This window comes from Gluconobacter sp. (assembly GCF_047723935.1).
Lineage (GTDB): Bacteria > Pseudomonadota > Alphaproteobacteria > Acetobacterales > Acetobacteraceae > Gluconobacter.
Genome location: NZ_JBDOBO010000001.1, coordinates 36,509 through 58,107, shown reverse-complemented (window position 1 = coordinate 58,107; position 21,599 = coordinate 36,509). Strand labels below are relative to the sequence as shown.

The window sequence follows — 21,599 nt, the reverse complement described above, 5'->3', positions numbered from 1 at the left end:
GGGTTTAGCTGGCGAGCTTGGCGTCCAGGGTGATCTCCGTGTTGAGAACCTTGGACATCGGACAGCCGATCTTCGCCTTGTTGGCGGCATCGAGAAAGTCGGCCTCAGTCGCGTTCGGCACCACGCCACGAAGCGTTAGATGGGCCTTCGTGACGGCAAAGCCATCGCCAACCTTATCGAGGGAAATTGTCGACTCCGTATCGAGGGAGTCGGCCGTAAAGCCAGCATCACCAAGGATCAGAGAGAGCGCCATTGTGAAGCAGCTTGCGTGCGCCGCGCCGAGCAGTTCTTCCGGGTTGGTGCCGGGCTTGTCTTCGAATCGCGTGTTGAAACCATAAGGCTGGTCCTGAAGGGCGCCGCTCTGCGTCGAGATGGTGCCCTTGCCTTCCTTGATGGTGCCGCTCCAGTGGGCCGAAGCTTTCTTGTTGATGGTCATGAGACGCTCTCCGCGTGTTGAGGGGATGCTGTCTCCAACGTGACCAGACAGGAAACGTTGCCGTGAAAAAACCGTGTGGTGTGGTTGTGATGCCACTCAGGAAAAGCCCCCTTGGGGATGAATGGGAACCTATGGCGGTTTTCTGCGATTGCCCCAATATATAGGGGTGTGGATCGTTTATGCCCCTAGATATGGATGACTCCAAATTCACAGCTCTTTCCAATTTGCAAGAGAAGAGTTCGCTTGCAGTGACGGGCGCGGGTGTGGAATTGGAGGGTCATCAAATCGAAAAAATCAGACTGCCGGAGCAGAGCGCAATGACACTTCATGACGTGACGATGGACACGCCACATACGGCCGACCGCCCGCATGACGTGCTTCCGCCTGTTGACCATCCTGTTGGCGAGCGTGCCGTTGGGGAGGGGGAAGAAACGCCGGACATGTTCGATGATGTCGTGCAGCTTCCGGGTCATCATGCCGTCCGTGTGGATCGTTCACGTGATTCCTTACTGACGGATTTTGGTAGAGCGACGCTGGACAATCGTTATCTGCTGCCGGGCGAGCATTATCAGGATCTGTTTGCGCGTGTTGCGTCCTATTACGGGGCGGACCAGGGTCATGCCCAGCGTATTTATGATTACATTTCACGCCACTGGTTCATGCCAGCTACACCGATTCTATCTAACGGTGGAACGTCCCGCGGTCTGCCGATATCCTGCTTCCTGAACGAAGCCGAAGATAGCCTGGAAGGTATCGTCGGCCTCTGGAACGAAAACGTCTGGCTGGCATCCAAGGGCGGCGGCATCGGGTCCTATTGGGGCAATCTGCGTTCGATCGGTGAGAACATCGGTCGTAACGGCAAGACGTCCGGCGTCATTCCGTTCATCCGCGTAATGGACAGCCTGACACTGGCCATCTCGCAGGGGTCTCTGCGTCGTGGGTCTGCGGCTGTATATCTGCCGGTCTGGCATCCTGAAATCGAAGAATTCACGGAAATGCGCCGCCCGACGGGTGGTGACCCAAACCGTAAGGCTTTGAACCTGCATCATGGCGTTCTGATCACAGATGCCTTCATGCGTGCTGTTGAGGCGGACGAGGAATGGCCGCTGCTGTCCCCGAAGGACCACAGCATCATCCGCAAGGTTTCCGCCCGTGGGCTCTGGATCCGTATCCTGACGGCCCGTATGGAGCAGGGCGAGCCGTACGTCATCTACTCGGATCATGTGAACCGCGCCCGCCCCGAGCATCACAAACTCGCCGGGCTTGAGGTCAAGACATCCAATCTTTGCGCCGAGATCACGCTGCCAACCGGTATCGATCATCATGGTAAGAACCGGACGGCTGTCTGCTGCCTGTCTTCCCTAAACCTGGAAACGTGGGACGAGTGGAAGGACGATCCGCAGTTCATCGAGGACGTCATGCTGTTCCTCGACAACGTTCTGCAGGATTTCATTGACCGTGCGCCGGATGACATGGCGCGTGCCAAGTACGCCGCTGCCCGGGAGCGCTCTGTCGGTCTTGGCGTGATGGGATACCATTCCTTCCTTCAGGCCCGGATGATCCCGTTCGAGAGCGTGATGGCGAAGGTCTGGAACAAAAAGATCTTCCAGCATATCCGCGCTCAGGCTGATGCGGCGTCAAAGAAGCTGGCGGAACTGCGTGGCCCGTGCCCAGATGCCGAAGAATACGGCTTCATGGAGCGTTTCTCGCACAAGCTTGCAATTGCTCCGACGGCCTCCATTTCCATTATCACGGGCAATGCCAGCCCGGGCATTGAGCCGATCAGTGCAAACGTCTTCCTTCAGAAGACCCTGTCTGGTTCCTTCTCGGTCCGTAACCGCCATCTGACCACGATCCTCGAAGAGCGCGGTCAGAATACGGATAAGGTGTGGTCTGACATTACCCTGAGCAAAGGCTCCGTTCAGCATCTGGACTTCCTGACGCAGGATGAGAAAGACGTCTTTAAGACGGCCTTCGAACTGGATCAGCGCTGGGTTGTTGAACATGCCGCCGACCGTGCGCCGTTCATCTGTCAGGCACAGTCGGTCAACCTTTTCCTGCCGGCGGATGTGCATAAGCGCGACCTGCATCAGATCCACTTCCAGGCCTGGAAGAAAGGCCTGAAGTCTCTGTATTACTGTCGTTCCCTGTCGGTACAGCGTGCCGATGCAGTCTCCACGCTGGCCGTGAAGAGCGACATTCTGGACGATGAGAAGTACGAAGCTACCGTGCAGGCTGCCCCGCGTGGCAAAATGAGCAGTGGCGATTACGACGAGTGCCTCGCCTGTCAGTAAGGCGGGTTGGTAGTATCGGTTTGAAAAGCCCGGCTCCTCGTTTGGGGAACCGGGTTTTTTTTATGTTCTCACGGCGTGTCAGGCGCTCTAACGCGACGGAAACCCAACCAGAGCAGGATGAGGCCCAGTGCTGTAGCGATCCATCCGAATATTGCGCCGGGAGGTGCAAAATGAAAGTGGATCCGGGTTGGTCCTGCAGGAAGCGGGATACGTTCAAATAACCCGTCCCACACTTCCGGGACGATGAAAGTGCCATTTACCTCGGCCGTCCATCCCGGCAGTATCACTTCGCGACGGATAAGATAAGTCGGCGCCGGGCAGTTTGCGGCAAGCGTCTCCCGGTCTTTCAGAGTAAGGGTGCAGGCTGCTTCAGTCTCAAAATAGGGGGCAGCGTTCTTCAGTCGGATGAGGTCTCCGGTTCCCGTATGCAGAACGGGCATCATGGCTTCGCGCACAGCATCTGTCTCAAAGCGGATGCGCGGCCAACCCACACGCTCTTTCACGGTGGACCAGATCATAACGTCTGTGGTGGCCTCTTTGAGGCTTAATGTCAGGGTGTGGGCATCGGCTGGAATGATTCTATCCAGTTCGATCGACGTCAGACCGTTGTCTGTTGCCTCTTTCAACCGTGTCTGACCCGTTGCGCATTGCGTGTCGGAACAAATGGACAGAATCAGAATTCCGTTCGAGTTTCCGGCGTAAGTGCCCAATTGCAGCGTTGCCAGGCGGCTAACCGGCTTTTCCCATGATGAAATATTGATTGTGACCTCTGGCGAGTTCGGCGTCAGAGGAAAGCCGTTTGGCTGGCGGTTTTCTAGGGGGTAGGGCGCGATGCTTGGCATGCCATGACCTGGAGGAACCAGCAGGGCTGATACGCCGAGTTTGGCGAACAGATCAGGATGCCGGGCTAAAGAGGCTTCCAGAAAGGCATCCCCATTTTCAGCAAAAGGATAGGAGCCATTAAAGGTTACGGCGTCGACTTTTGAGCCGAAGTCCTGTTTCAGGCGCTCGATCCATGCTTTCGGCGTGGGAATGGCATTGTGATTGATAGAGGCGATCCGCAGATAAGCGCCATAATTTGGCTCAATCGGTCCAATGGTCACGAAGCGCTGTAGGCCGGTTTCTCCCTGTAGTGCCGTAATAAGGCGTTGGTCTGGGCGGGGTTGTTCCGGATAGGCGCTTAGAAGAGGAAATCCGAACAAAAGAAGGGTCTCAAAACAGAGAACCGTTCCAATAATTTTCGGATGTTTCTTGCTCCATGCAAGAAAAACCACAGTAGCCAAGCAGAGGGTGCCGAAAGCTAGCGATCCCACCGCATAAATATGGGAAGAAACTGGTCCCTCAGAAACGGAACGAAGTTTCGTCAGGAACTGATGATCCAGAGCATAGGTCGTGACAATCAGGGCGCCCATCACACAAGCAGACAGGATGATTGCTCTGCGGCGCCACACACCACGGAACATGTCATCCAGGGCGAAGACTGCGAGAAGGATCAGGCAGCTTTCCACCATGGGTTCGCAAAGGCGAAAAAATACGGTGTGCCCAAGTCCTGGCACCAGATCGACGAGTTGAGTGAGCCCCGGAACACCGGCCTGTTTTCCCACGACAGCAAGGAAAATGCCGAGCAGCAGGAAGCGCAGCCCTCGCTCGTTGTTGCCCCCAATGGCGCATAAAGCCAGAAACGGAAGAGTAAGCCCGCAATAGCCTCCTAGGGCATACCATGCATCCAATTCGGAGCCGTAGAATATGGGACCGTTGATGTAGGGGAATAGCAGCATCGACCATGCCTGATGCGGCAGGGTCTCATCATTGATGCCGCCGTGAACACCGATGTCAGCATGGGGTAGGAATGTCAGAAAAGCGAGGAGTTGCGGGGCGGCAATCAAACCAGCCGTGAGGCCCCCAAGGCAGATGTGAAGGGCAAAGCGGGATCTGCTGCCAGGAGCAGTCTGGAAAAAGCGTAGAACTGCAAGCCCGAGCGCGATCAGTCCTAAAAGAAAGGCAGTTTCGGGAAAGCCTGCCAACAGGAGATAGGTCAGGCTTAGAGCAAGCCAGCCCCAATTCCCGGTTCGGGCACGTTCCACGCCATAGAGAGCGAGAGGCAGAAAGGCGAGGGGTTCAGACGGGCCGTCCGAAGCCCATGCATAGGTGCCGTTGAAAGCATAGAGCAGGCCACCGATCAGCGCGGCGCGCGGATCGAGGCGCAGCTGTTTCAAAAATGCATATGTGGACAGGCCCGCGATGATTTGCAGAGTGCACTTCATCATCAGGAGACCATTCGGCAGCCCCAGAAACAGCACGAATGGTAGAAAAAATGCGGCAGGCTGGTATTCGCCCGCCAAAGGCATGCCGACACCGCTGTAGGGATTCCACCAGGGAATGACACCATGCACCCAGTCGTGCGCCACAAGTCGGCCGAGGGCTTCTACGAAAACGCCTGCGCAACCGTCGATCCAGCCTGGATGTCCCGGGATTAGTCCCTTCGCGGCATTCGCAGAGTTCTGCACCATTAGTGACGTCGTCATCATTGGGTCGCTGGAGCGTAATCCGAGCCACTCCGGCAGGTAGATGCAGATTGGCAGGAGGATCAGCGCGAGAAGGTGAGAGCGCGGCCAGAAGCGACGCGTTTTCTGGGGCATGGAAGCTCCGCCGGGAGGATTGTGTTCTTTGCATAACTACAGCCTTCCGGTCCTTCAAGAGATTGCGCTGTGACGCGTGACTATGATCGCATCCGAAGCTATGCTTGGAGCAGCAGGAAACCCAAAGGCCAGACAGGCTGCGTACCTTAGCGCCCTTTGATGGAAAGCCTTTGTCCTGGTTAAGATATTGAGAAAACACGTTATTCGTGCGTCTGTGGCTTTTCCGTAAGGAGAGGTAAGGTGCACTGAAAACGTGTCTTTGAGGAAAGTAAGGTCATGAGCAACACGACCCCGAATGCTGGCGAAACGCCAGCGACCGAGCAGCATTATGACCTGATGACTGCGAACCCGGTGTACAAACCGTTTCGCTACCCGTGGGCCTATGATGCCTGGCTAACCCAGCAGCGCGTTCACTGGCTCCCGGAAGAAGTGCCGCTGGCTGATGACGTGAAGGATTGGCACCGTACGTTGACGGAAGCCGAGCAGCATCTCGTGACGCAGATCTTCCGCTTCTTCACACAGGCCGACGTGGAAGTGAATTCCGCGTACATGAAATATTACAGCCAGGTCTTCAAGCCGACTGAAGTGCTGATGATGCTGTCGTCGTTCTCGAACATCGAGACGATCCACATTGCGGCCTATTCCCATCTTCTCGACACCATCGGGATGCCAGAAACAGAGTATTCGGCCTTCCTGAAGTACAAGGAGATGAAGGACAAATACGATTTCATGCAGTCGTTTAACATCGACAACAAGCGTGAGATCGCCAAGACCATGGCGGCCTTCGGGGCCTTCATGGAAGGGCTTCAGCTTTTCGCATCGTTCGCGATCCTGCTGAACTTCCCGCGCTTCAACAAGCTCAAGGGCATGGGGCAGATCGTGTCCTGGTCCGTGCGTGATGAGACGCTGCACTGCTTGTCCATGATCCGTCTGTTCCGCACGTTCATTCGTGAGAATCCGGAACTGTGGACGGAAGATTTCCGTGAAGAACTAAAGGAAATCTGCCGCACGACCGTTGAGCATGAAGACGCGTTCATTGATCTGGCCTTTGAAATGGGCCCGGTTGAGGGAATGTCCTCGGAAGACGTCAAGCGTTACATCCGCTTCATTGCGGATCGTCGTCTGACGCAGCTTGGTCTTGATCCGGTTTATGGTGAGGAAGAAAATCCCCTCCCGTGGATTGATGACATGCTGAACGCTGTTGAGCACGCCAACTTCTTCGAAAACCGCTCTACGGAATACTCCCGTGCCTCTACGTCCGGCACCTGGGAAGAAGCCTTCGAAGGCAGTGTCTTCGAATAATCTGGGGATAGGGGAGAGTCAGCTTTCGGGCAAGCTCTTCCCCCGTCGCAGAACCCGTTCGGCCGCATCGGTAAAGCGGCCATCCTCTTCATGCAAAATCAGTCCCGGACGCAGGCGAAAGATGCCTTTGCCGCCGTGGATGGCCTGGATCAGCACCAGTTTCGCTTCCCGTCCCTGTTTGGGCCAGAAGGGGTAGAGCTGGAGTGAACCGCACCCGTTTTCCAAAAGCGTCTGGCAGGCTCTGTCCGTGATCGCTGCGGATATGATGAACGTCAGTGTTCCACCGGGTAGAACCCAGCGGGTGAGGCTGCGGATCCACGCCTGTGGGTCGGTGTCTTCTGCGCTGAGGGCCAGCCGCCGTCGTTCGTCAGGGGAGGGCGTACCATGCGCGCTGTGCCACGGAGGATTGGCCATCACGTGATGGAAGCGACCATTGGCTGTCGGTGCCAGAGCTCGCAAGGATGATGGGATTGTCGGGAGCACGGCCTGAAGAGCCGAGAGCGATGTTCGCGAGTCTGAAAACGGGTTGTTCAGGAAATTGTGAGCCGCCAGTTTCACTGTGTCCGCATCTGCTTCAAGCCCAATGCCGCTCACGCCAGCAACCCGTGCTGCAAGGCATAGCAATCCTGCGCCTGCACCGCATCCTGCCTCCAGAACAGTCTCTCCGGCTCGTGCAGGGACAGCTGCCGCCATCAGGACGGGCTCAAGCCCCGTACGATAGCCCTTCCGAAATTGTCGGTAGTGGAGTCGTCCGTTGAGCAATGTTCCGTCCCTTTCGTTTTCAGAAAGGGGGGAAGTGCTCTTCAGATGGGCCTTAGGGGGCTGCAATGGGTTGACCACCTTCCTGCTGCCGCTCATATGGTCATTCCAACCTGTCGTCCGGCGTTAATATGGCCTGGTCGCTTTTCCAGACAGGAAGAACGAGCAGGGATACGCCACATCATATCGTGCCTGCACGGTCCTGGGCAGTCCTGGGATAGTGTGCAGGAACTGGAGTAAAGACCCTTGGATTCTGCCGCACCGGATGCTGCCGTGACCGTTGATAAAGCTGTGGTTCAGGGTACAGGTGGCGAAAGCGCACTGTCAGCGCTGTCAGCCTATCTCGAAGAGGACATGCTGGCTTGCAACCGCGCCATTATCGCGCGGATGGAGAGCCCTGTCCCCCTGATCCCGCAGCTTGGCGCTCACCTGGTGGCTGCTGGCGGCAAGCGCCTTCGTCCCCTTCTGACGCTCGCTTCAGCACGGCTGTGTGGTTATCAGCCGGGCCCGGATCATCAGCGTCATGTCGGGCTCGCAGCCTGCGTGGAGTTCATTCACACCGCAACTCTGTTGCATGATGATGTGGTGGACGAGAGCACCCTGCGTCGCGGGCTGGCTTCAGCCAATGCCGTGTTTGGCAACAAGGCGTCCGTTCTGGTGGGGGACTTCCTGTTCGCCCGTTCGTTCCAGCTTATGACGGCAGACGGCTCCCTGAAGGTCATGGCGATCCTGTCAGATGCGTCTGCAACGATTGCTGAAGGCGAAGTCCTTCAGATGGTTGTGCAGAACGATCTCACGACGCCTGTTGAGCGGTATCTCGAAGTCATTCACGGCAAGACGGCCGCACTGTTTGCCGCGGCCTGCCGCGTTGGTGCTGTCGTGGCCGAGCGTCCGGACGCGGAAGAGGATGCTCTCGAGCAGTTTGGGACCAATCTTGGCATGGCGTTCCAGCTTGTTGATGACGCGCTGGATTATGCCGCAGACCAGCAGGTTCTGGGCAAGACCGTTGGCGATGATATGCGCGAAGGCAAGATCACTCTGCCGGTCCTGGCCGCCTATGAGGCCGGCTCACCGGAAGAGCGTGTGTTCTGGGAGCGCGTTATTGGGGAAGGCGAGCAGACTGAGGAGGATCTGCCTCACGCTCTGAACCTGATTGCGAAAACAGGTGCGATCAATACGACGATCGCCCGGGCGCAGGTCTATGCAGATGCGGCTGTTGAAGCCCTGTCCATTTTCCCGGATAGCGAACTGCGTCGCCTTCTGATTGAGACTGTTCAGTTCACGGTGAACCGGGCCCGCTAAAAAACTCTGTTCTGCGTCAGTCCGATCAGGGCTGACGCAGACTTTGCTCTCAGGCCGTCAGTGCGAGCGGGCTGAAAAGAGACCATTCCGAAAAACCTAAACGGCTTACGGCGGCTTCCAAGAGCGGCGCATTGAATGGTGCGCTTGTCATGAAAAGCCGGGGCGGTGCTGCGACTTTGTCTGTTGCGATGGGGGCTAGGGTCTCAAGCACAGTCCGCACTTGTCGGGCGACGGCCGGAGCCGGGTCAAGCCAGTTCAGATTGGGGCGTGCAAGGCGTTGAAACGCTGGCATCAGGAATGTGTAATGCGTGCAGCCAAGCCCGACCGTATCGATGGCCTCGCCATGAGGCTGTTCGAACAGGCAGGTCAGTTCGCGTTCGACGTCTGCATCCGGAATGGCATCGCCCAGAAAGGCGCGTTCGGCCAGATCAGCCAGTCCACGCGCACCATGGGTGATGAGACGACAATCCGAGGCAAACTCCCGATGCAGTTCCAGCACATAGGGGCGCCGGGCTGTTGCTGACGTGGACAGCAGACCAACGGTCCGGGTCGTGGAAACACGTCCAGCCCAGCGGATAGGGGGGACGCATCCGACAACGGGGATGGAGAGACGTTCCCGGAGCGCCGGCAGGGCGATAGTGCTCGCCGTGTTGCAAGCAATCACCAGAACGTCTGGCTGGACGTCACGGCAGGCCGCTGCGAGCAGGCTGACGATGCGGCCGGTCAGGCGATCATCAGGTTGTTCCCCATACGGAAACAGCGCGGTGTCGGCCAGATAGTCGATCGTGAGGGCGGGGAGGATGTCGCGCAGAGCCTGAACGACACCCATCCCCCCGATGCCCGAGTCAAAAACAAGGCATCGGGACAAAAGGGCAGGAGAGCCCACGGGCGTCAGCCTTCTGCTTTGGCCTTGAGCGCCAACGCTTCTTCGGCGCTGCCAACACCGCCGTGCTTGCGGGACCAGCCACAGGGATCTTCAAGGAAGCGACGAACCTCGGCACTGTCCTTTTCAGAGAAATAATCGCCGCCTGCACAGGCTTCGAGAACATCCCACCAAGTGCACAGCGCGTGCAGGGAGATGTCCATGTCTGCCAGCGTTTTGTGGGCGCCTGGGAAGACACCGTAAAAAAATACGACGAAGGTGTGGTTCACAATGGCGCCCGCATCGCGCAGGGCATTGGCGAATCGGATTTTGGACGCACCATCCGTCGTCAGGTCTTCGACCAGCAGGGTGCGCATGCCATCGGGCACATCACCTTCGATCTGCGCATTACGGCCAAAGCCCTTCGGCTTTTTGCGGACATACGCCATCGGCGTCATCATGCGGTCCGCGATCCACGCAGCGAACGGAATACCTGCTGTTTCGCCGCCGACAACCGCATCGATGCTTTCATAGCCAATGTGGCGGCCGATCTTCTCGACGGCCAGTTCCATGATCTTGGTCCGGGCGCGGGGGAAGAAGATGATCTTGCGGCAGTCGATATAGACCGGGGACTTCCAGCCTGACGTCAGCGTGTAAGGCTCTTCCGGACGGAAGTTGACGGCCTTGATCTCCAGAAGGATGCGGGCAGTGGTCAGGGCTGCGTCCCGGTCCCACTGGGTGCGACCCGCGATCGGGCTCTCTCCATGTTGTGTCATGCTGGTCTCCACTGACGTCGTTTTCTGTGGTTTACCGGCCACAAGACGCAAAGGGTAGTGCCAAATTCGTATGCACTTGTTGCTGTTATAGGGGGACCCAATCTATGCTTGCGCAGTCAGGCCTTGCCCCCTAAGGAGTAAGACCGTTTTTCCTCTTCTGAAGCAGGATCAAAAGTGAGCATCGAAACCAGCCGGATCGGCCGGAAATGCGAACGTGCAGTTGTCACCGCCTATCAGGAACTGCGTGAGGTCGGTCAGCCGGACATGCAGGCCTTTGCCGCATGCACGACGCTTTACCGTATCCATCACCCCGAATCTTCCATCACGGAAGCACGCCGCCTTGTTGCGGAATGGATTGACCATCATGTCGTCCGCAAGGCCGATGGTCAGACTCCGGGCTGCGATTGCTAATCCAGCCCGTGTGGTAGGGGCCTTTCAGTCCCGGTCACCCATGGAAACAAACTCCCGTTTTGTTTCCCCTACGTAAAGCTGGCGAGGGCGTGTAATCCGCCCGGCCGGATCTTCAATCATTTCTTTCCATTGGCTGACCCAGCCCACTGTCCGCGCAACCGCGAAGAGAACGGTGAACATGCTTGTCGGAATTCCGAGAGCTTTCAGGATCAGGCCTGAGTAGAAATCCACATTCGGATAGAGCTTACGGCTGACGAAATAATCGTCTTCCGTCGCGACCCGCTCCAGCTCCTTGGCTAGGTCGAGCAATGGATCGCGCTCCAGACCCAGTTCGGAGATCACTTCATGGCAGGTTGCCTGGAGGATTTTCGCGCGCGGATCGAAACTCTTGTAGACGCGATGGCCAAAGCCCATCAGACGAACACTGGAATTTTTGTCTTTGACCTGCTCCAGAAAGGCAGGGATGCCTTCACGGGTTCCGATGGACTGAAGCATGTTCAGGGCAGCTTCATTGGCCCCTCCATGAGCAGGCCCCCAGAGCGCAGCAATGCCGGCAGAGATGCAGGCGTATGGATTGGCGCCGGTAGAACCAACCAGTCGAACCGTTGTGGTTGATGCGTTCTGCTCATGATCGGCGTGTAGAAGCAGGATCCGATCCATGGCGCGTGCCAGGACCGGGTTGACCCGGTAGTGGTTGCCTGGTCTGGCGAAAAGCATGTGCAGGAAATTCTCGGAGAACGACATCTCTTCATCAGGATAGATGAAGGGCTCTCCGATGGAGTATTTATAAGCCCATGCGGCGATGGTGGGCACTTTGGCAATCAAGCGGCGGGCAGAGAGATCGCGGTCTTCGGCCTGTGAAATATCCAGACCATCATGATAAAATGCTGATAGCGCGCCAACGGTGCCGCACAGGATCGCCATGGGGTGAGCGTCGCGGCGGAAACCATTGAAGAAATTCCGGATCTGCTCGTTAAGCAGCCGGTGGGTGTTCATATCAGCCTGAAAAGCCTGATATTGCGCCGTTGTAGGCAGTTCTCCGTAAAGCAGCAGATAAGCAGTTTCCGTGAAGCTGGCATTGAGAGCCAGGTCTTCAATGGGATAGCCACGGTGGAGAAGCGTTCCCTCATCCCCGTCAATGAATGTGATCTTGCTGGTGCAGGTTGCCGTTCCCGTCAGGCCGGGATCAAAGGAAAATATACCAAGCTGCTGTTGGATTCCACGCAGGTCCGCGACGTCCGGTCCCATGGTGCCCTTCAGAAGAGGGGCTTGCATGGAAGCGCCGCCAGCATGAAGGGTAGCAGTTTCGGACTTTGGATCGTGCATGGAACAAGCGCCTGTCTGGCAGAGTGACGGGAAGAGTCAAAGTTTAGGGTGTAGGGGTTTTCCCTGTCCAGAGACACTACCTGTCGGGCTGTCGAAGGCCTCAAAAAAAGCAGGGAAACCTAAAAATCGGCGTGAAACCGCGCGTCTTAAAGTTTTTGTTAATAAATTGTGTTTTTGAATGCGTTTCCGCTACAACCCGCGCTCTTCACATCGTCAGGTTTAGAAAACCTGCGGTTTCCTTTTTCGTCAAAATCAGGATCTTCATGTCTCAGATAGTTTCTTCAGGTCAGGCAATCTCCGGGGGTATCGTCAGCGGAGAGGGTAACATTCTGACCGTTGAAAATGGTGGCTCTATTCAAAGGGTAACCGTTGTGAGCGGTGGTGCTGTTTCTGACGAAGGAGAAGATCGTTTTCTGACCATCAGTAATGGTGGAACCCTGACAGTCGGCTCCGCAGGTAGGTCCTACAATACGACTGTTCTGTCCGGGGGGCTCCAGACCATTACGAACGGCGGCCATGCCTATAATGTAGCCGTCAGCAGCGGCGGAATGCAGGTTACGTCTTCAGGCGGCCAGTTAACCCATACACAGCTGAACCCGGGCGCTACTCTGTCGGCTCTGCCAGGGTCTATTGTCGATCATGCTGAGGTCCGCAGCGGAGCCTCGTTCTATGTCGCGTCGGGAGCAATTGCCGATACAACAGTCATTTCCTCAGGTGCGGTGCTGACACTGCAAAGCGGAGGCACCCTGAGTGAGACGATCTTGTTGTCAGGTGGACGGATTGATCTGGACGGACTGAGCTATTCGGACGGGGAGACGGCGACGTTTGTCAGCAGTGGGGGCGCTTATTATCTGAACGTCACATCCGCTGGAAACACCATTTATTCCACACGGATGCAGGGCGATTACAGCAGCAATGGTGTGACCCTGACAAAAGATGATGACGGTTCAACAATCGCTGCGCTAGGCCCGGTCTGTTTTCTTAGAGGAAGCCTTATCCAGGCACCGACTGGTGAGGTCGCTGTTGAAGACCTGCGTGCCGGAGATGACGTTGTGGTCATTCGGGATGGTGCCGAGCAGGTTGAGCGTCTGAGTTGGGTTGGCAGTAAGAAAGCGCAGGTTCGCCAAGGGCCACATCTTGATATGGCAGGATATCCGGTTCGCATTTGTGCAGGTGCTGTGGCCGAAGGTACCCCCCATACGGATCTGCTTCTGACGCCAGAGCATTGCCTCTATTTGGATGGCGTGTTCATTCCAGTGCGTATGCTCGTAAATGGCGGCAGCATTGCTTACGCAACAGACATTACGTCCTATGACTACTACCATGTTGAGACAGCCCATCATGATGTGATCGTGGCGAACGGCCTGACCACAGAGAGCTATCTCGACACAGGAAATCGCAACAGCTTTGCTCAGCCAGGGAGCATTGCTCACTTCTCAACTGTTACGAAAAGCTGGGTGCATGACGCTTCTGCGCCACTGGTGACGGATCGAGCAGTCGTAGAGCCTGTTCATGCCCGTCTGGCTCAGCGCTCTGAACAGCTTGGCCTCACTGTTGCGTGCGCAGTTGAAACAACGCGTGCACATGATTTGCATCTTGAAACGCAAGCAGGCCAGCGCATTGTTCCCATGCGGCAGGTTGAAGGACGCTTCCTGTTTTCGCTTCCGAGTGGTGCGCGTGCTGTCCGTCTGGTGTCACAGGCATCTCGGTTGTGTGATTCGGTTGGCCCCTATCTGGATGACAGGCGGGTGCTTGGTGTTCTGACGAGAGCAATCCGTCTTTGGGATGGGCAGGGCATGCGCGAGCTTATGCTACTGCAACCTGAAAAAGCTGACGGTTGGTACGCCGCAGATCCGTCCGGCATGCGGTGGACGAACGGCAGTGCTCTCCTTGAACTTGGGCCGCGTTCAGCGACGGAAGCCGGAGTGCTCGAAATTGAGGTGGTTGAGGCTGGACCTTATGTAAAGCCTGAACCTGCCGAAAGGCGCCTTACTCTTCTCTGCGCCTGAACGTAATTGATTAAGCCAGTCAGGGCGTAAGAACCTGACTGGCTTGAACAGTGGAAGGTCGGACATTGACCCAGTCTTCTGCTGTCTGAAAGACTGTCAGGGTTGCTGGTGCATACCCGTATCTCAGTGCGGCAAAGGCATCATTCTTGAGAGCGGCTCCTGCAAGATCATGAGCCAATGTTCCTATGGCAGGATTGTGCCCGATGAGGAGCAACGTCCGGATATCATCCGATGTCGCGTGAATGAAACCGTAAAGGGTGTCGAGACCTGCTCCGTAGAGGTTGCTTTCAATCTGCGGAATAATCGTATCAGGCAGAGCGGAAAGAACGCCCTTTGCCGTTTCCTGTGTTCGACGGGCAGAACTGCAAATCACCTGAAAGGGATGAGGTAGCTCCAGCCCTGCAAGCTGAGCACCAATTCTTGCCGCCTGTTGATGGCCCGTCGCAGTCAGTGGCCGCTCGATATCACCCGTTCCCGAATAAAGATGGGGGCCGGCTTCAGCGTGCCGCAGGACAAGGAGCAGGCGTTCGGCCATTCAGCGTGTACCGTGGGTTTGGGCGGCAATCGCTTCGTGATGTCTAATGACCTCCCTGATAACGAATGCCAGAAATTTTTCAGCAAAATCAGGGTCCAGATGTGCGTCCCGCGCAAGCTGGCGCAGGCGTTCGATCTGCCGGGCTTCACGGTTGGGGTCCGCGGCAGGAAGGCTGGAACGTGCCTTGAGTTCGCCAACGGCTTTTGTGCAGCGGAACCGCTCTGCCAGCATGTGAATCAGGGCGGCATCAATATTGTCGATGCTGGCACGCAGGCGCTCAAGTTCTGCGAGGGCGGAAGAGCTGTCAGAAGTCATTGATATCGATCCATGCAAGGTGGCCGCCTTTTCCAGCACCCAGATCTGTAAAGACAGCCGTGCCGCCAAGGCGCCCGGTCCGGCGCCAGGGGCGTCCGTCAGTCGAGCGGCGATCATGGCCGACATAGACCGTCATTCCGTCCGGAATGCGGTTGATCCAGGTGAGGCGGCGTTCAGGATATCCATCCGGCTGCATGCGGCCGGTGGTTTCACCAAAAAGGGCGCGGGAGAGGGGGGCAGACATTTCGCCCAGACCCGGAACAGGCGCTTCGGACAACATGGCGGTATGGAACCCGCCATGCACGAATAATGCCCGCCCAAGCCGCAGCCATGTCGGGGCTGCAGCAATCGCCTCATAGGTGCGCTGCTGCAGCCCTTCATATTCCGGCAGGGAAAACTGCCGAAGTGTTTCTTCAAGTGGCGGATCACGCCTGAGGCGACGACCTTCCAGCGCGCGCCCCAGCTTGCGGTCATGATTGCCGAGAATAAAAAGCCCGCGATCTGTTTCCAGCAGATCAAGCATCAGCTCCATCACACCGGCACTGTCTGGGCCGTGATCGACCAGATCTCCCAGCTGGATGACGAAGCGCTCAGTCGCAGTCGCGTGACGGAATGCGTTCAGATCACCATGCACGTCTCCCACCACACGAATACCGTGCTCACGGATTCGCGTCATGATTGGGGCGGGGAGAGGTGGTTCGACGAAAATGGGTTCGATCTTTCAAGGCGTTTTGTCTATCAAAAGGCTTCAACGCCTTAACGTCAATTTTCGATTGAAGAAAAAAGACTTCAGCCTTCGACAAGAGCCGCAGCACGCCCCAGATCAACCGACAATACCCGGCTTACACCACGTTCCTGCATCGTAACACCATAAAGCCTGTCCATGTGGGCCATGGTAAGCTGATGATGGGTCACGACAAGGAAACGCGTACCGGCTTCCTTGGTCATATCGGCCAACAGGGAACAGAAGCGTTCCACGTTGGCGTCATCGAGCGGAGCATCCACTTCATCCAGCACGCAAATTGGCGCAGGGTTACAGCGGAACGTCGCGAATATAAGAGAAAGGGCCGTCAAAGCCTGCTCACCGCCAGACAGCAGGGAAAGGGTGGAAAGCTTTTTCCCCGGCGGCTGGGCAAAGATTTCCAGACCGGCTTCCAGTGGGTCATCACTCCCGACCATACCCAGATGCGCGCGACCGCCGCCGAACATCCGTGAGAACAATGACTGGAAATGCCGGTCTACTTCCGTGAAGACGGCCAGAAGTCTCTCGCGTCCTTCACGATTGATGGTTCCGATGCCGCCACGCAGCCGATTGATGGCCGCCGTCAGTTCTTCATGCTCGCGGGCGATGGTCTCGGCGGTCTGCTTGGCATCCTGATACTCTGTCTCGGCCCGCAGATTGACGGCTCCCAGATCGTCCCGCTCACGGGTGAGGCGGGAGAGCCTACGGCGGGTGGACGTTTCGGCCTGCTCGGACAGATCAGAGGGATAAACGCCGCCTTCTGGCGGGTCGCTTTCCGTCAACAGACGCTCACGTGCTGCCACAGCCTGTTCAGCGCGTTCGGTCAGCCGGGCAATGGCTTCACGAGCCGAAGACAGAGCTAGGTCGGCATCCCGACGACGTTCCTGCGCAGCCTGACCAGCCTGATCGGTGGCTTCGTCCTTTGCGCGGGCCTCATCATAAGCTGTCTGGGCCTTCTCAAGATCCAGATCCTGTTGCTTCAGTGCGGCTTCGAGGCGAACGGGACTATGGGCCGCTTTGTTCCACGCGTTTTCCAAGGTGTTGCGGCGCTCTTCCAGCTCTGCATGTGATTGAACGGCCAGAGAAATCTGTCCCGCAAGGTCGGATAGCCGTCCTCTGAGCGCCGCGATACTCCCGTTTAAGCGCATATCTTCCAGCGCGAGGTGAGACAGAGTCTCCCGGACCGTCTGAAGTGTCTTCCGGGTTTCTTCCAGTTCCGCCGTGCCTTCTAGTACGTTTTGTTCCAGAAGCGCGGGGTCTGGACGTTCTGCAATGGCGGCGGCCTGCGCCTGATGGTCCTTCGTGAGCTTTTCTACGAGCGCTTTGAGCTCCGCCGCACGTGGAGCAAGTGCCGTGCGCCGGGCGAGGGCTGCCGTTGCGGACTGGTCCAAAGTTTGCAGTTCGGCCGAAAGGCGATCTGCCCTCTGGCGGAGGTCGCCCGTGGTCTTGCTCGCGGTTTCAAGCTTCTGCCGGGCGTCCTGATGCTGCTGACGGGCGACCGCGTCACGGCGCTCCAGATCCGGAAGATCCAGCCGGTGTGTGGCAGTTCGTGTGGCTTCAAGTTCTGTTTGAAGAGCATCAATGTCCCGCTCCAGCCTTTTCAAGGCCTCTTCCAGTTCCTGAAGGCGTGTCTGCGCTGTCTCATGACGCAGAACAGCCTGATCCAACGTGCGATCAGCCTGTTCGGTGTCTGTTCGGGCTTTTTGGAGGTCCCGCGTCAGTGCCGTGAGAGCTGTTCGAGTCCCCTCCACGACCTGAGCCGCATGTCCAGCCGTGTCCGTCAGAGCTGCCGGAGAAGGATGAGCGTCATAATCGGCCGCAGCTTTCTCAGCGTCCGAGCGTGCGCTTTTCGCAGCGGCCTCTGCATCCGACAGCCGACGTTCCGCTTCTTCCCATCGACCTTTTGCCAGCGCAGCCTGCTGTTCGCGTGACGAGAGTTGCGTGCGGGCCTTGCTCAGTTCAGGTTCCAGCCCCGAACGTTCCGACCGAAAACGTTGCAAGGTCTGTTCCGCTTCGACTCGAATGCGCTGGGCTTCTTGGAAAGCGCTCTGTACGGCCGGAAGCCCGTTTTCCTGCTCAGCGAGAAGGGCGCGTGCCTTTGTCAGACGTTGCCTTTGCTCCAGACGGGTAGCGCCGGCGTCAGGAGCATCGCCAGAGCGAATGAAACCGTCCCATCTCCACAGAGCGCCATTCCGGCAGACAAGCGCCTGACCGGGCTGGAGATGCGTTTGAAGAGACGCCCCTTTGGCAGGGTCATCCAACAGGAAAACGGCGTCCAGACAGCGTTTAACAGCGTCTGGCGCCGCAACCAGAGACGAGAGGGGCGGGCAGGAATCAATCCGTGGGCTGTCTATTGCTGTGAGAGCAAGCCATCGACGGTCGGCTGCGACGGTCGTGGGCGCGAGCGAGGCATCGAGCCCATCCGCCAATGCCGCAGCGACGGCCCGTGCCAGATCCGCGGGAATGTCAAGCCTGTCTTCCAGAGGGTCTGGCTGCGCGGCGACGGCGGCGAGTGTCTGTTCCAGCCCTTCACATTCCGAACGAAGGCGGAGGATTGTGCTTTCTGTGCGGGTCAGAGCCTCACGGGTAGAGCTCTCCGCTTCGGACGCGCAAGAAAGGGCCTTTTCGGCCTCGGAGAGAGCGCCCTGAAGGGCATCCAGCCTCGTTTCCAGGTTCGTGACGGCTGCTCGAAGGCCTGCTACGTCAGTGTCCGGTACGAGAGCTTTCGCGACGGTATCCCGCTCTCGAAGAGCCGTTTCTGCGCGTTTCACTGCCTGACTGGCGACCTGCTGGGCGTTGTCTTTCGCACGCAGAAGACCCTTATGGCGCTGAACGCCTTCCTCAGCCTTCGCGCGCGCTTCAAGCCACGCCGTATTGGCCTCGTCCAAAGCCTGCCGCGCTGCGCGTTCCCGAGCGGAAATATCTTCCAATGCCTGCAGGGTCTTTTCCCGCTGAGCCTGAAGCTCGGCGCGCTGTGCATCCGTCAGTAGAGCGGTTGCCGTCTGGGCATGAGCGGTGCGGTCCTGAGACAGGCGGTCTGTCGCCGCCTGAAGGCGACGCTTCAGATCCGCCTCGGTCTTTTCCAAAACAGTCAGGCGTTGCCGTCCGTCTTCGAGGGTGCGGCCCTGCAATCCCATTGCCAGACGCGCATCCTGAAGCGTGGCAAGAGCCGCAGCTTCGATCTGTCTGGCGTCTTCAGCATCACTGATGGCGACATCAACCTGTTGGCGCAGGCTCTCTAGAGCTTCATCGTCAGGTCGGTTTTTCTCCAGCGCAGTCAGTTCTGCTTCAAGTGCCTGAAGAGCGCCTGTTTCAGCATCAAGCCGTGTGGTCAGAGCATCCAGAGCACTTCTCAGCCCATCGCGACGGATCGCTTCTGCGTCTCGCAGACGGACTGCTTCTTCCAGAGACGCTGCCTGCGTGCGCTCAAGTGCTGCGAGGCGGTTCTGCTCTTCGGTGGCTTGAGCGCGCTGTTCAGGAAGCTGGGCGTGTTCCTTTTCCTGCGCTTCCAAATCTGCAAGAGCGGCCGCCTGAGCTGCTCGATCCTGCGAGAGCCGTTCCGTGCTTCGGGTAAAATCTGCTTCGGCCTGCTGGAAGCGCGCCAGTGCTTCGGCCTCTGCTTCTCTTGCACGCGTGACATCGACCCGCGCCGTCTCGGATTGGACTTTCAGGCGCTCTAAAGCACTGCGAAGACGGTCTGTTTCTTCTCTGGCCTGTGGGGTAGCCTTGCGGGCTTCGAACTCTGCAATGGTCGCGTGTTCTGCTTCCTGCTCGGCTTTGCGGAGGGCCTCGCGGGCTTTGGCCAGATCATCTTTGCTGCGTTGTACGGCGAGATTGGCGCGGGCGTGCAGGAGGGCATGAAGCTGAACCTCGGCTTCACGCAGCTTCTCGGAGAGCTCACGATATTTCCGCGCCTGAACGGTCTGCTCTTCGAGGCTACCGAGCCGCTCTTCAATCTGTAGGCGCAGATCTTCCGCACGGGAGAGGTTGGTTTCGGTCTGACGAAGTTTCAGTTCTGCATCATGACGGCGGGCATGAAGGCCAGTAATCCCCGCAGCTTCTTCCAGCAGAAGGCGGCGCTCTTCCGGCTTTGCTGCAATAAGCTGGCCGACACGGTTCTGGCTGACGATGGCGGAACTGCGTGCACCTGACGCCAGATCGGCAAAAAGCGTCTGCACGTCTCGCGCGCGCATGACGCGGCCGTTGATACGGTATTCGCTGCCGGAACCGCGCTCGGCACGACGCGTGATTTCGAGGTCTTCAGCATCCTGAAACGGAGCAGGGGCGAGACCCTTGGCGCCGGTCAGATGGAGCGTGACCTGAGCGATGTTCCGGGCGGAACGTGCGCCTGTTCCGGCAAAGATCAGATCGTCCAGCTCGCCGCCCCGGAGGGCGCGGGCGGAGGTCTCACCCATGGCCCAGCGCAGGCCTTCGACGACATTGGATTTGCCGCAGCCGTTTGGGCCGATAATGCCCGTCAGGCCCGGAAGGATGTCAACGCGCACCTCATCGGCGAAGCTTTTGAAGCCGCCGATCGTCAGGCGGCTGATCGTCGTGGTGTGAGTTGACATCGGTGTTTATGAAACGTCCGGAAAGAGATCAGGACGCCTTGGCGACCAGATCGGCAAACTTCTCGTAGGTTTCCGGGTCCTGATCGTAGTGCGTGTTGTTGAAGCGGAAATACGGCGTGCCCTGGATGCTGTAGGTATCTGCGTCCTTCTGTACCTGATTGTACATGGCCTGCATGAATGCTGTGTCTTCGCTGATGCTCTTGAACTGGGCCGCAGAGACGCCGGCTAGAGCGGACATCTGCTGCAGACGCTGCATCGGATCGCCACCCGAAGCGAAGGCCCACTGCATCTGGCTGGAGAGCAGCGCTTCAATGAACGGGACATACCGCTCTTCCGGCAGGGAACGTGCCACCATGGCCGCCGTTAGGCCGACGCGGTCACCACAGAAATCATGGAACTGATAGCGGATCTTGCCGGTATCAATGAGTTGTTCCTTGATCTTCGGGAACTCTTCTGTTCCGAAATGGGCGCAATGCGTGCAGGTCAGGGAAAACCATTCCTGCACCAGCACCTTGGCATTCGGATTGCCGATGATGCGCGGTCCCATGCGCGGGTCATTGGCGGGAAGGGCTGGCGGCGCATCTGCCGCACGGGCTGCCGTACCAGCCACGGCAAGAGCCGGGGCTGCGGAGAGAATGAAGCGGCGGGAAATCATGGGGCGGGTCATTCAGGAAGCCTTTGCAACTGCTTTGGCGAACGCATCATAGCTGGAAACGACATCCGGTGCCGGAGCGTCATTGATGCGGAAATAAGGGGTACCCTGGATCTGAAGGAAAGCACCATCGCGGTCCTGCCGGTTCACGATAGCCTCGCGCAGGGCATTATCGGCATTGATCTTGTCGAACTCAGCCGATGAGACGCCTGCCATGGCGGCGCGCTTTTTCAGTTCCTGCACCGGATCGATGTTCTGCGCAAAAGCCCACTGGTCTTGCGTGCGCAGCAGATCATCCACGAAGGGCGCATAGCGGTCTGCAGGAAGGGAGCGTGCGACCATGGAGGCGAGGAGTGCAACTTGATCCAAAGGAAAGTCATGATAGCGATAACGGATTTTCCCATTATCGATCAGGTTAGTCTTGATTTGGGGGAAAATAGTCTGTGCGAAATGAGCGCAGTGAGAGCAGGTGAGCGAGAACCACTCATCGACCTGAACCTTGGCCTCCGGGGAACCCAGAACACGTGGCCCCATACGGGGGTCAGTTGGGGAAAGTCCATTTTCTTCCGCGCGGGCGGAAGAAAATGATGTCACTGCCGCAAGGGCAGGCCCGGCAATAAGAAATGCACGACGGCCAAGGGTCATGGACAAGGCTCCACTACGGACAA

Annotated in this window: 17 protein-coding genes; 5 read left to right on the top strand and 12 right to left on the bottom strand. The window is 57.7% G+C overall.

Annotation, left to right across the window (positions count from 1 at the left end):
- Positions 1 to 4 precede the first annotated feature (4 nt).
- Complete coding sequence (locus ABF979_RS00245; RefSeq protein WP_086634066.1) at positions 5 to 436, bottom strand: OsmC family protein; 432 nt, start codon at positions 434 to 436, stop codon at positions 5 to 7.
- A gap of 440 nt (positions 437 to 876) precedes the next feature.
- Here ABF979_RS00245 and ABF979_RS00240 point away from each other — a divergent pair, with 440 nt between their 5' ends.
- On the top strand, positions 877 to 2,730 hold the full coding sequence (locus tag ABF979_RS00240; protein ID WP_415557531.1) for a ribonucleoside-diphosphate reductase subunit alpha: 1,854 nt from the start codon (positions 877 to 879) through the stop codon (positions 2,728 to 2,730).
- 68 nt (positions 2,731 to 2,798) lie between these two features.
- On the opposite strand, the gene ABF979_RS00235 is transcribed toward ABF979_RS00240, so the two are convergent.
- On the bottom strand, positions 2,799 to 5,369 hold the full coding sequence (locus tag ABF979_RS00235) for a hypothetical protein (RefSeq protein WP_415557273.1): 2,571 nt from the start codon (positions 5,367 to 5,369) through the stop codon (positions 2,799 to 2,801).
- Positions 5,370 to 5,645: 276 nt separating this feature from the next.
- On the opposite strand from ABF979_RS00235, the gene ABF979_RS00230 reads away from it, so the two are divergent.
- Positions 5,646 to 6,671, top strand: coding sequence for a ribonucleotide-diphosphate reductase subunit beta (locus tag ABF979_RS00230; protein ID WP_046899852.1), 1,026 nt, complete (start codon positions 5,646 to 5,648; stop codon positions 6,669 to 6,671).
- A gap of 18 nt (positions 6,672 to 6,689) precedes the next feature.
- Here the strand turns inward: ABF979_RS00230 and ABF979_RS00225 are convergent, their stop codons facing one another.
- Positions 6,690 to 7,529: a tRNA1(Val) (adenine(37)-N6)-methyltransferase gene (locus ABF979_RS00225; protein WP_415557272.1), complete on the bottom strand. Its 840-nt coding sequence runs from the start codon at positions 7,527 to 7,529 to the stop codon at positions 6,690 to 6,692.
- A 147-nt stretch (positions 7,530 to 7,676) separates the two neighbouring features.
- Between ABF979_RS00225 and ABF979_RS00220 the strand changes: the two genes are divergently transcribed.
- Positions 7,677 to 8,732: a polyprenyl synthetase family protein gene (locus ABF979_RS00220; protein ID WP_086634068.1), complete on the top strand. Its 1,056-nt coding sequence runs from the start codon at positions 7,677 to 7,679 to the stop codon at positions 8,730 to 8,732.
- Between the two features lie 49 nt (positions 8,733 to 8,781).
- Here the strand turns inward: ABF979_RS00220 and murI are convergent, their stop codons facing one another.
- On the bottom strand, positions 8,782 to 9,618 hold the full coding sequence (gene murI, locus ABF979_RS00215; protein WP_415557271.1) for a glutamate racemase: 837 nt from the start codon (positions 9,616 to 9,618) through the stop codon (positions 8,782 to 8,784).
- A gap of 5 nt (positions 9,619 to 9,623) precedes the next feature.
- Positions 9,624 to 10,370 carry an orotate phosphoribosyltransferase gene (locus ABF979_RS00210; RefSeq protein ID WP_016737749.1) on the bottom strand — a complete coding sequence of 249 codons (747 nt, stop codon included), beginning with the start codon at positions 10,368 to 10,370 and terminating at the stop codon, positions 9,624 to 9,626.
- Between the two features lie 174 nt (positions 10,371 to 10,544).
- Between ABF979_RS00210 and ABF979_RS00205 the strand changes: the two genes are divergently transcribed.
- Positions 10,545 to 10,781, top strand: coding sequence for a hypothetical protein (locus ABF979_RS00205; protein WP_046899580.1), 237 nt, complete (start codon positions 10,545 to 10,547; stop codon positions 10,779 to 10,781).
- Positions 10,782 to 10,805: 24 nt separating this feature from the next.
- Here ABF979_RS00205 and ABF979_RS00200 read toward each other — a convergent pair whose 3' ends face one another.
- Positions 10,806 to 12,107: a citrate synthase gene (locus ABF979_RS00200; protein ID WP_415557270.1), complete on the bottom strand. Its 1,302-nt coding sequence runs from the start codon at positions 12,105 to 12,107 to the stop codon at positions 10,806 to 10,808.
- Between the two features lie 263 nt (positions 12,108 to 12,370).
- On the opposite strand from ABF979_RS00200, the gene ABF979_RS00195 reads away from it, so the two are divergent.
- Positions 12,371 to 14,116, top strand: coding sequence for a Hint domain-containing protein (locus ABF979_RS00195; protein ID WP_415557268.1), 1,746 nt, complete (start codon positions 12,371 to 12,373; stop codon positions 14,114 to 14,116).
- A 19-nt stretch (positions 14,117 to 14,135) separates the two neighbouring features.
- Here the strand turns inward: ABF979_RS00195 and ABF979_RS00190 are convergent, their stop codons facing one another.
- The 6 genes from ABF979_RS00190 to ABF979_RS00165 form a co-directional block, all read right to left on the bottom strand.
- Positions 14,136 to 14,651, bottom strand: a complete 516-nt coding sequence (locus tag ABF979_RS00190) for a SixA phosphatase family protein (protein ID WP_415557267.1) — start codon at positions 14,649 to 14,651, stop codon at positions 14,136 to 14,138.
- Complete coding sequence (locus ABF979_RS00185; RefSeq protein WP_202206651.1) at positions 14,652 to 14,966, bottom strand: chorismate mutase; 315 nt, start codon at positions 14,964 to 14,966, stop codon at positions 14,652 to 14,654.
- Entirely contained in the window at positions 14,956 to 15,642 is a 687-nt protein-coding gene (locus ABF979_RS00180) for a metallophosphoesterase (protein WP_202206652.1), read from the bottom strand. Before ABF979_RS00180 ends, ABF979_RS00185 begins: the two co-directional genes overlap by 11 nt.
- Before the next feature lie 113 nt (positions 15,643 to 15,755).
- Positions 15,756 to 20,279 carry an AAA family ATPase gene (locus ABF979_RS00175; protein ID WP_415557266.1) on the bottom strand — a complete coding sequence of 1,508 codons (4,524 nt, stop codon included), beginning with the start codon at positions 20,277 to 20,279 and terminating at the stop codon, positions 15,756 to 15,758.
- Between the two features lie 28 nt (positions 20,280 to 20,307).
- A complete protein-coding gene (locus ABF979_RS00170; protein WP_415557265.1) occupies positions 20,308 to 20,946 on the bottom strand; it encodes a thioredoxin domain-containing protein in 639 nt (212 codons plus the stop codon).
- Positions 20,947 to 21,576: a thioredoxin domain-containing protein gene (locus tag ABF979_RS00165; protein ID WP_415557264.1), complete on the bottom strand. Its 630-nt coding sequence runs from the start codon at positions 21,574 to 21,576 to the stop codon at positions 20,947 to 20,949.
- Between the last annotated feature and the right edge of the window lie 23 nt (positions 21,577 to 21,599).

Bases quoted from the DNA above. Each gene is read 5' to 3' on its own strand.
- ABF979_RS00195 (WP_415557268.1), top strand. From the start codon at position 12,371: ATGTCTCAGATAGTTTCTTCAGGTCAGGCAATCTCCGGGGGTATCGTC.
- ABF979_RS00170 (WP_415557265.1), bottom strand. From the start codon at position 20,946: ATGACCCGCCCCATGATTTCCCGCCGCTTCATTCTCTCCGCAGCCCCG.
- ABF979_RS00165 (WP_415557264.1), bottom strand. From the start codon at position 21,576: ATGACCCTTGGCCGTCGTGCATTTCTTATTGCCGGGCCTGCCCTTGCG.
- ABF979_RS00175 (WP_415557266.1), bottom strand. From the start codon at position 20,279: ATGTCAACTCACACCACGACGATCAGCCGCCTGACGATCGGCGGCTTC.
- ABF979_RS00200 (WP_415557270.1), bottom strand. From the start codon at position 12,107: ATGCACGATCCAAAGTCCGAAACTGCTACCCTTCATGCTGGCGGCGCT.
- ABF979_RS00190 (WP_415557267.1), bottom strand. From the start codon at position 14,651: ATGGCCGAACGCCTGCTCCTTGTCCTGCGGCACGCTGAAGCCGGCCCC.
- ABF979_RS00230 (WP_046899852.1), top strand. From the start codon at position 5,646: ATGAGCAACACGACCCCGAATGCTGGCGAAACGCCAGCGACCGAGCAG.
- ABF979_RS00210 (WP_016737749.1), bottom strand. From the start codon at position 10,370: ATGACACAACATGGAGAGAGCCCGATCGCGGGTCGCACCCAGTGGGAC.
- ABF979_RS00225 (WP_415557272.1), bottom strand. From the start codon at position 7,529: ATGAGCGGCAGCAGGAAGGTGGTCAACCCATTGCAGCCCCCTAAGGCC.
- ABF979_RS00240 (WP_415557531.1), top strand. From the start codon at position 877: ATGTTCGATGATGTCGTGCAGCTTCCGGGTCATCATGCCGTCCGTGTG.
- ABF979_RS00245 (WP_086634066.1), bottom strand. From the start codon at position 436: ATGACCATCAACAAGAAAGCTTCGGCCCACTGGAGCGGCACCATCAAG.
- ABF979_RS00235 (WP_415557273.1), bottom strand. From the start codon at position 5,369: ATGCCCCAGAAAACGCGTCGCTTCTGGCCGCGCTCTCACCTTCTCGCG.
- ABF979_RS00180 (WP_202206652.1), bottom strand. From the start codon at position 15,642: ATGACGCGAATCCGTGAGCACGGTATTCGTGTGGTGGGAGACGTGCAT.
- ABF979_RS00185 (WP_202206651.1), bottom strand. From the start codon at position 14,966: ATGACTTCTGACAGCTCTTCCGCCCTCGCAGAACTTGAGCGCCTGCGT.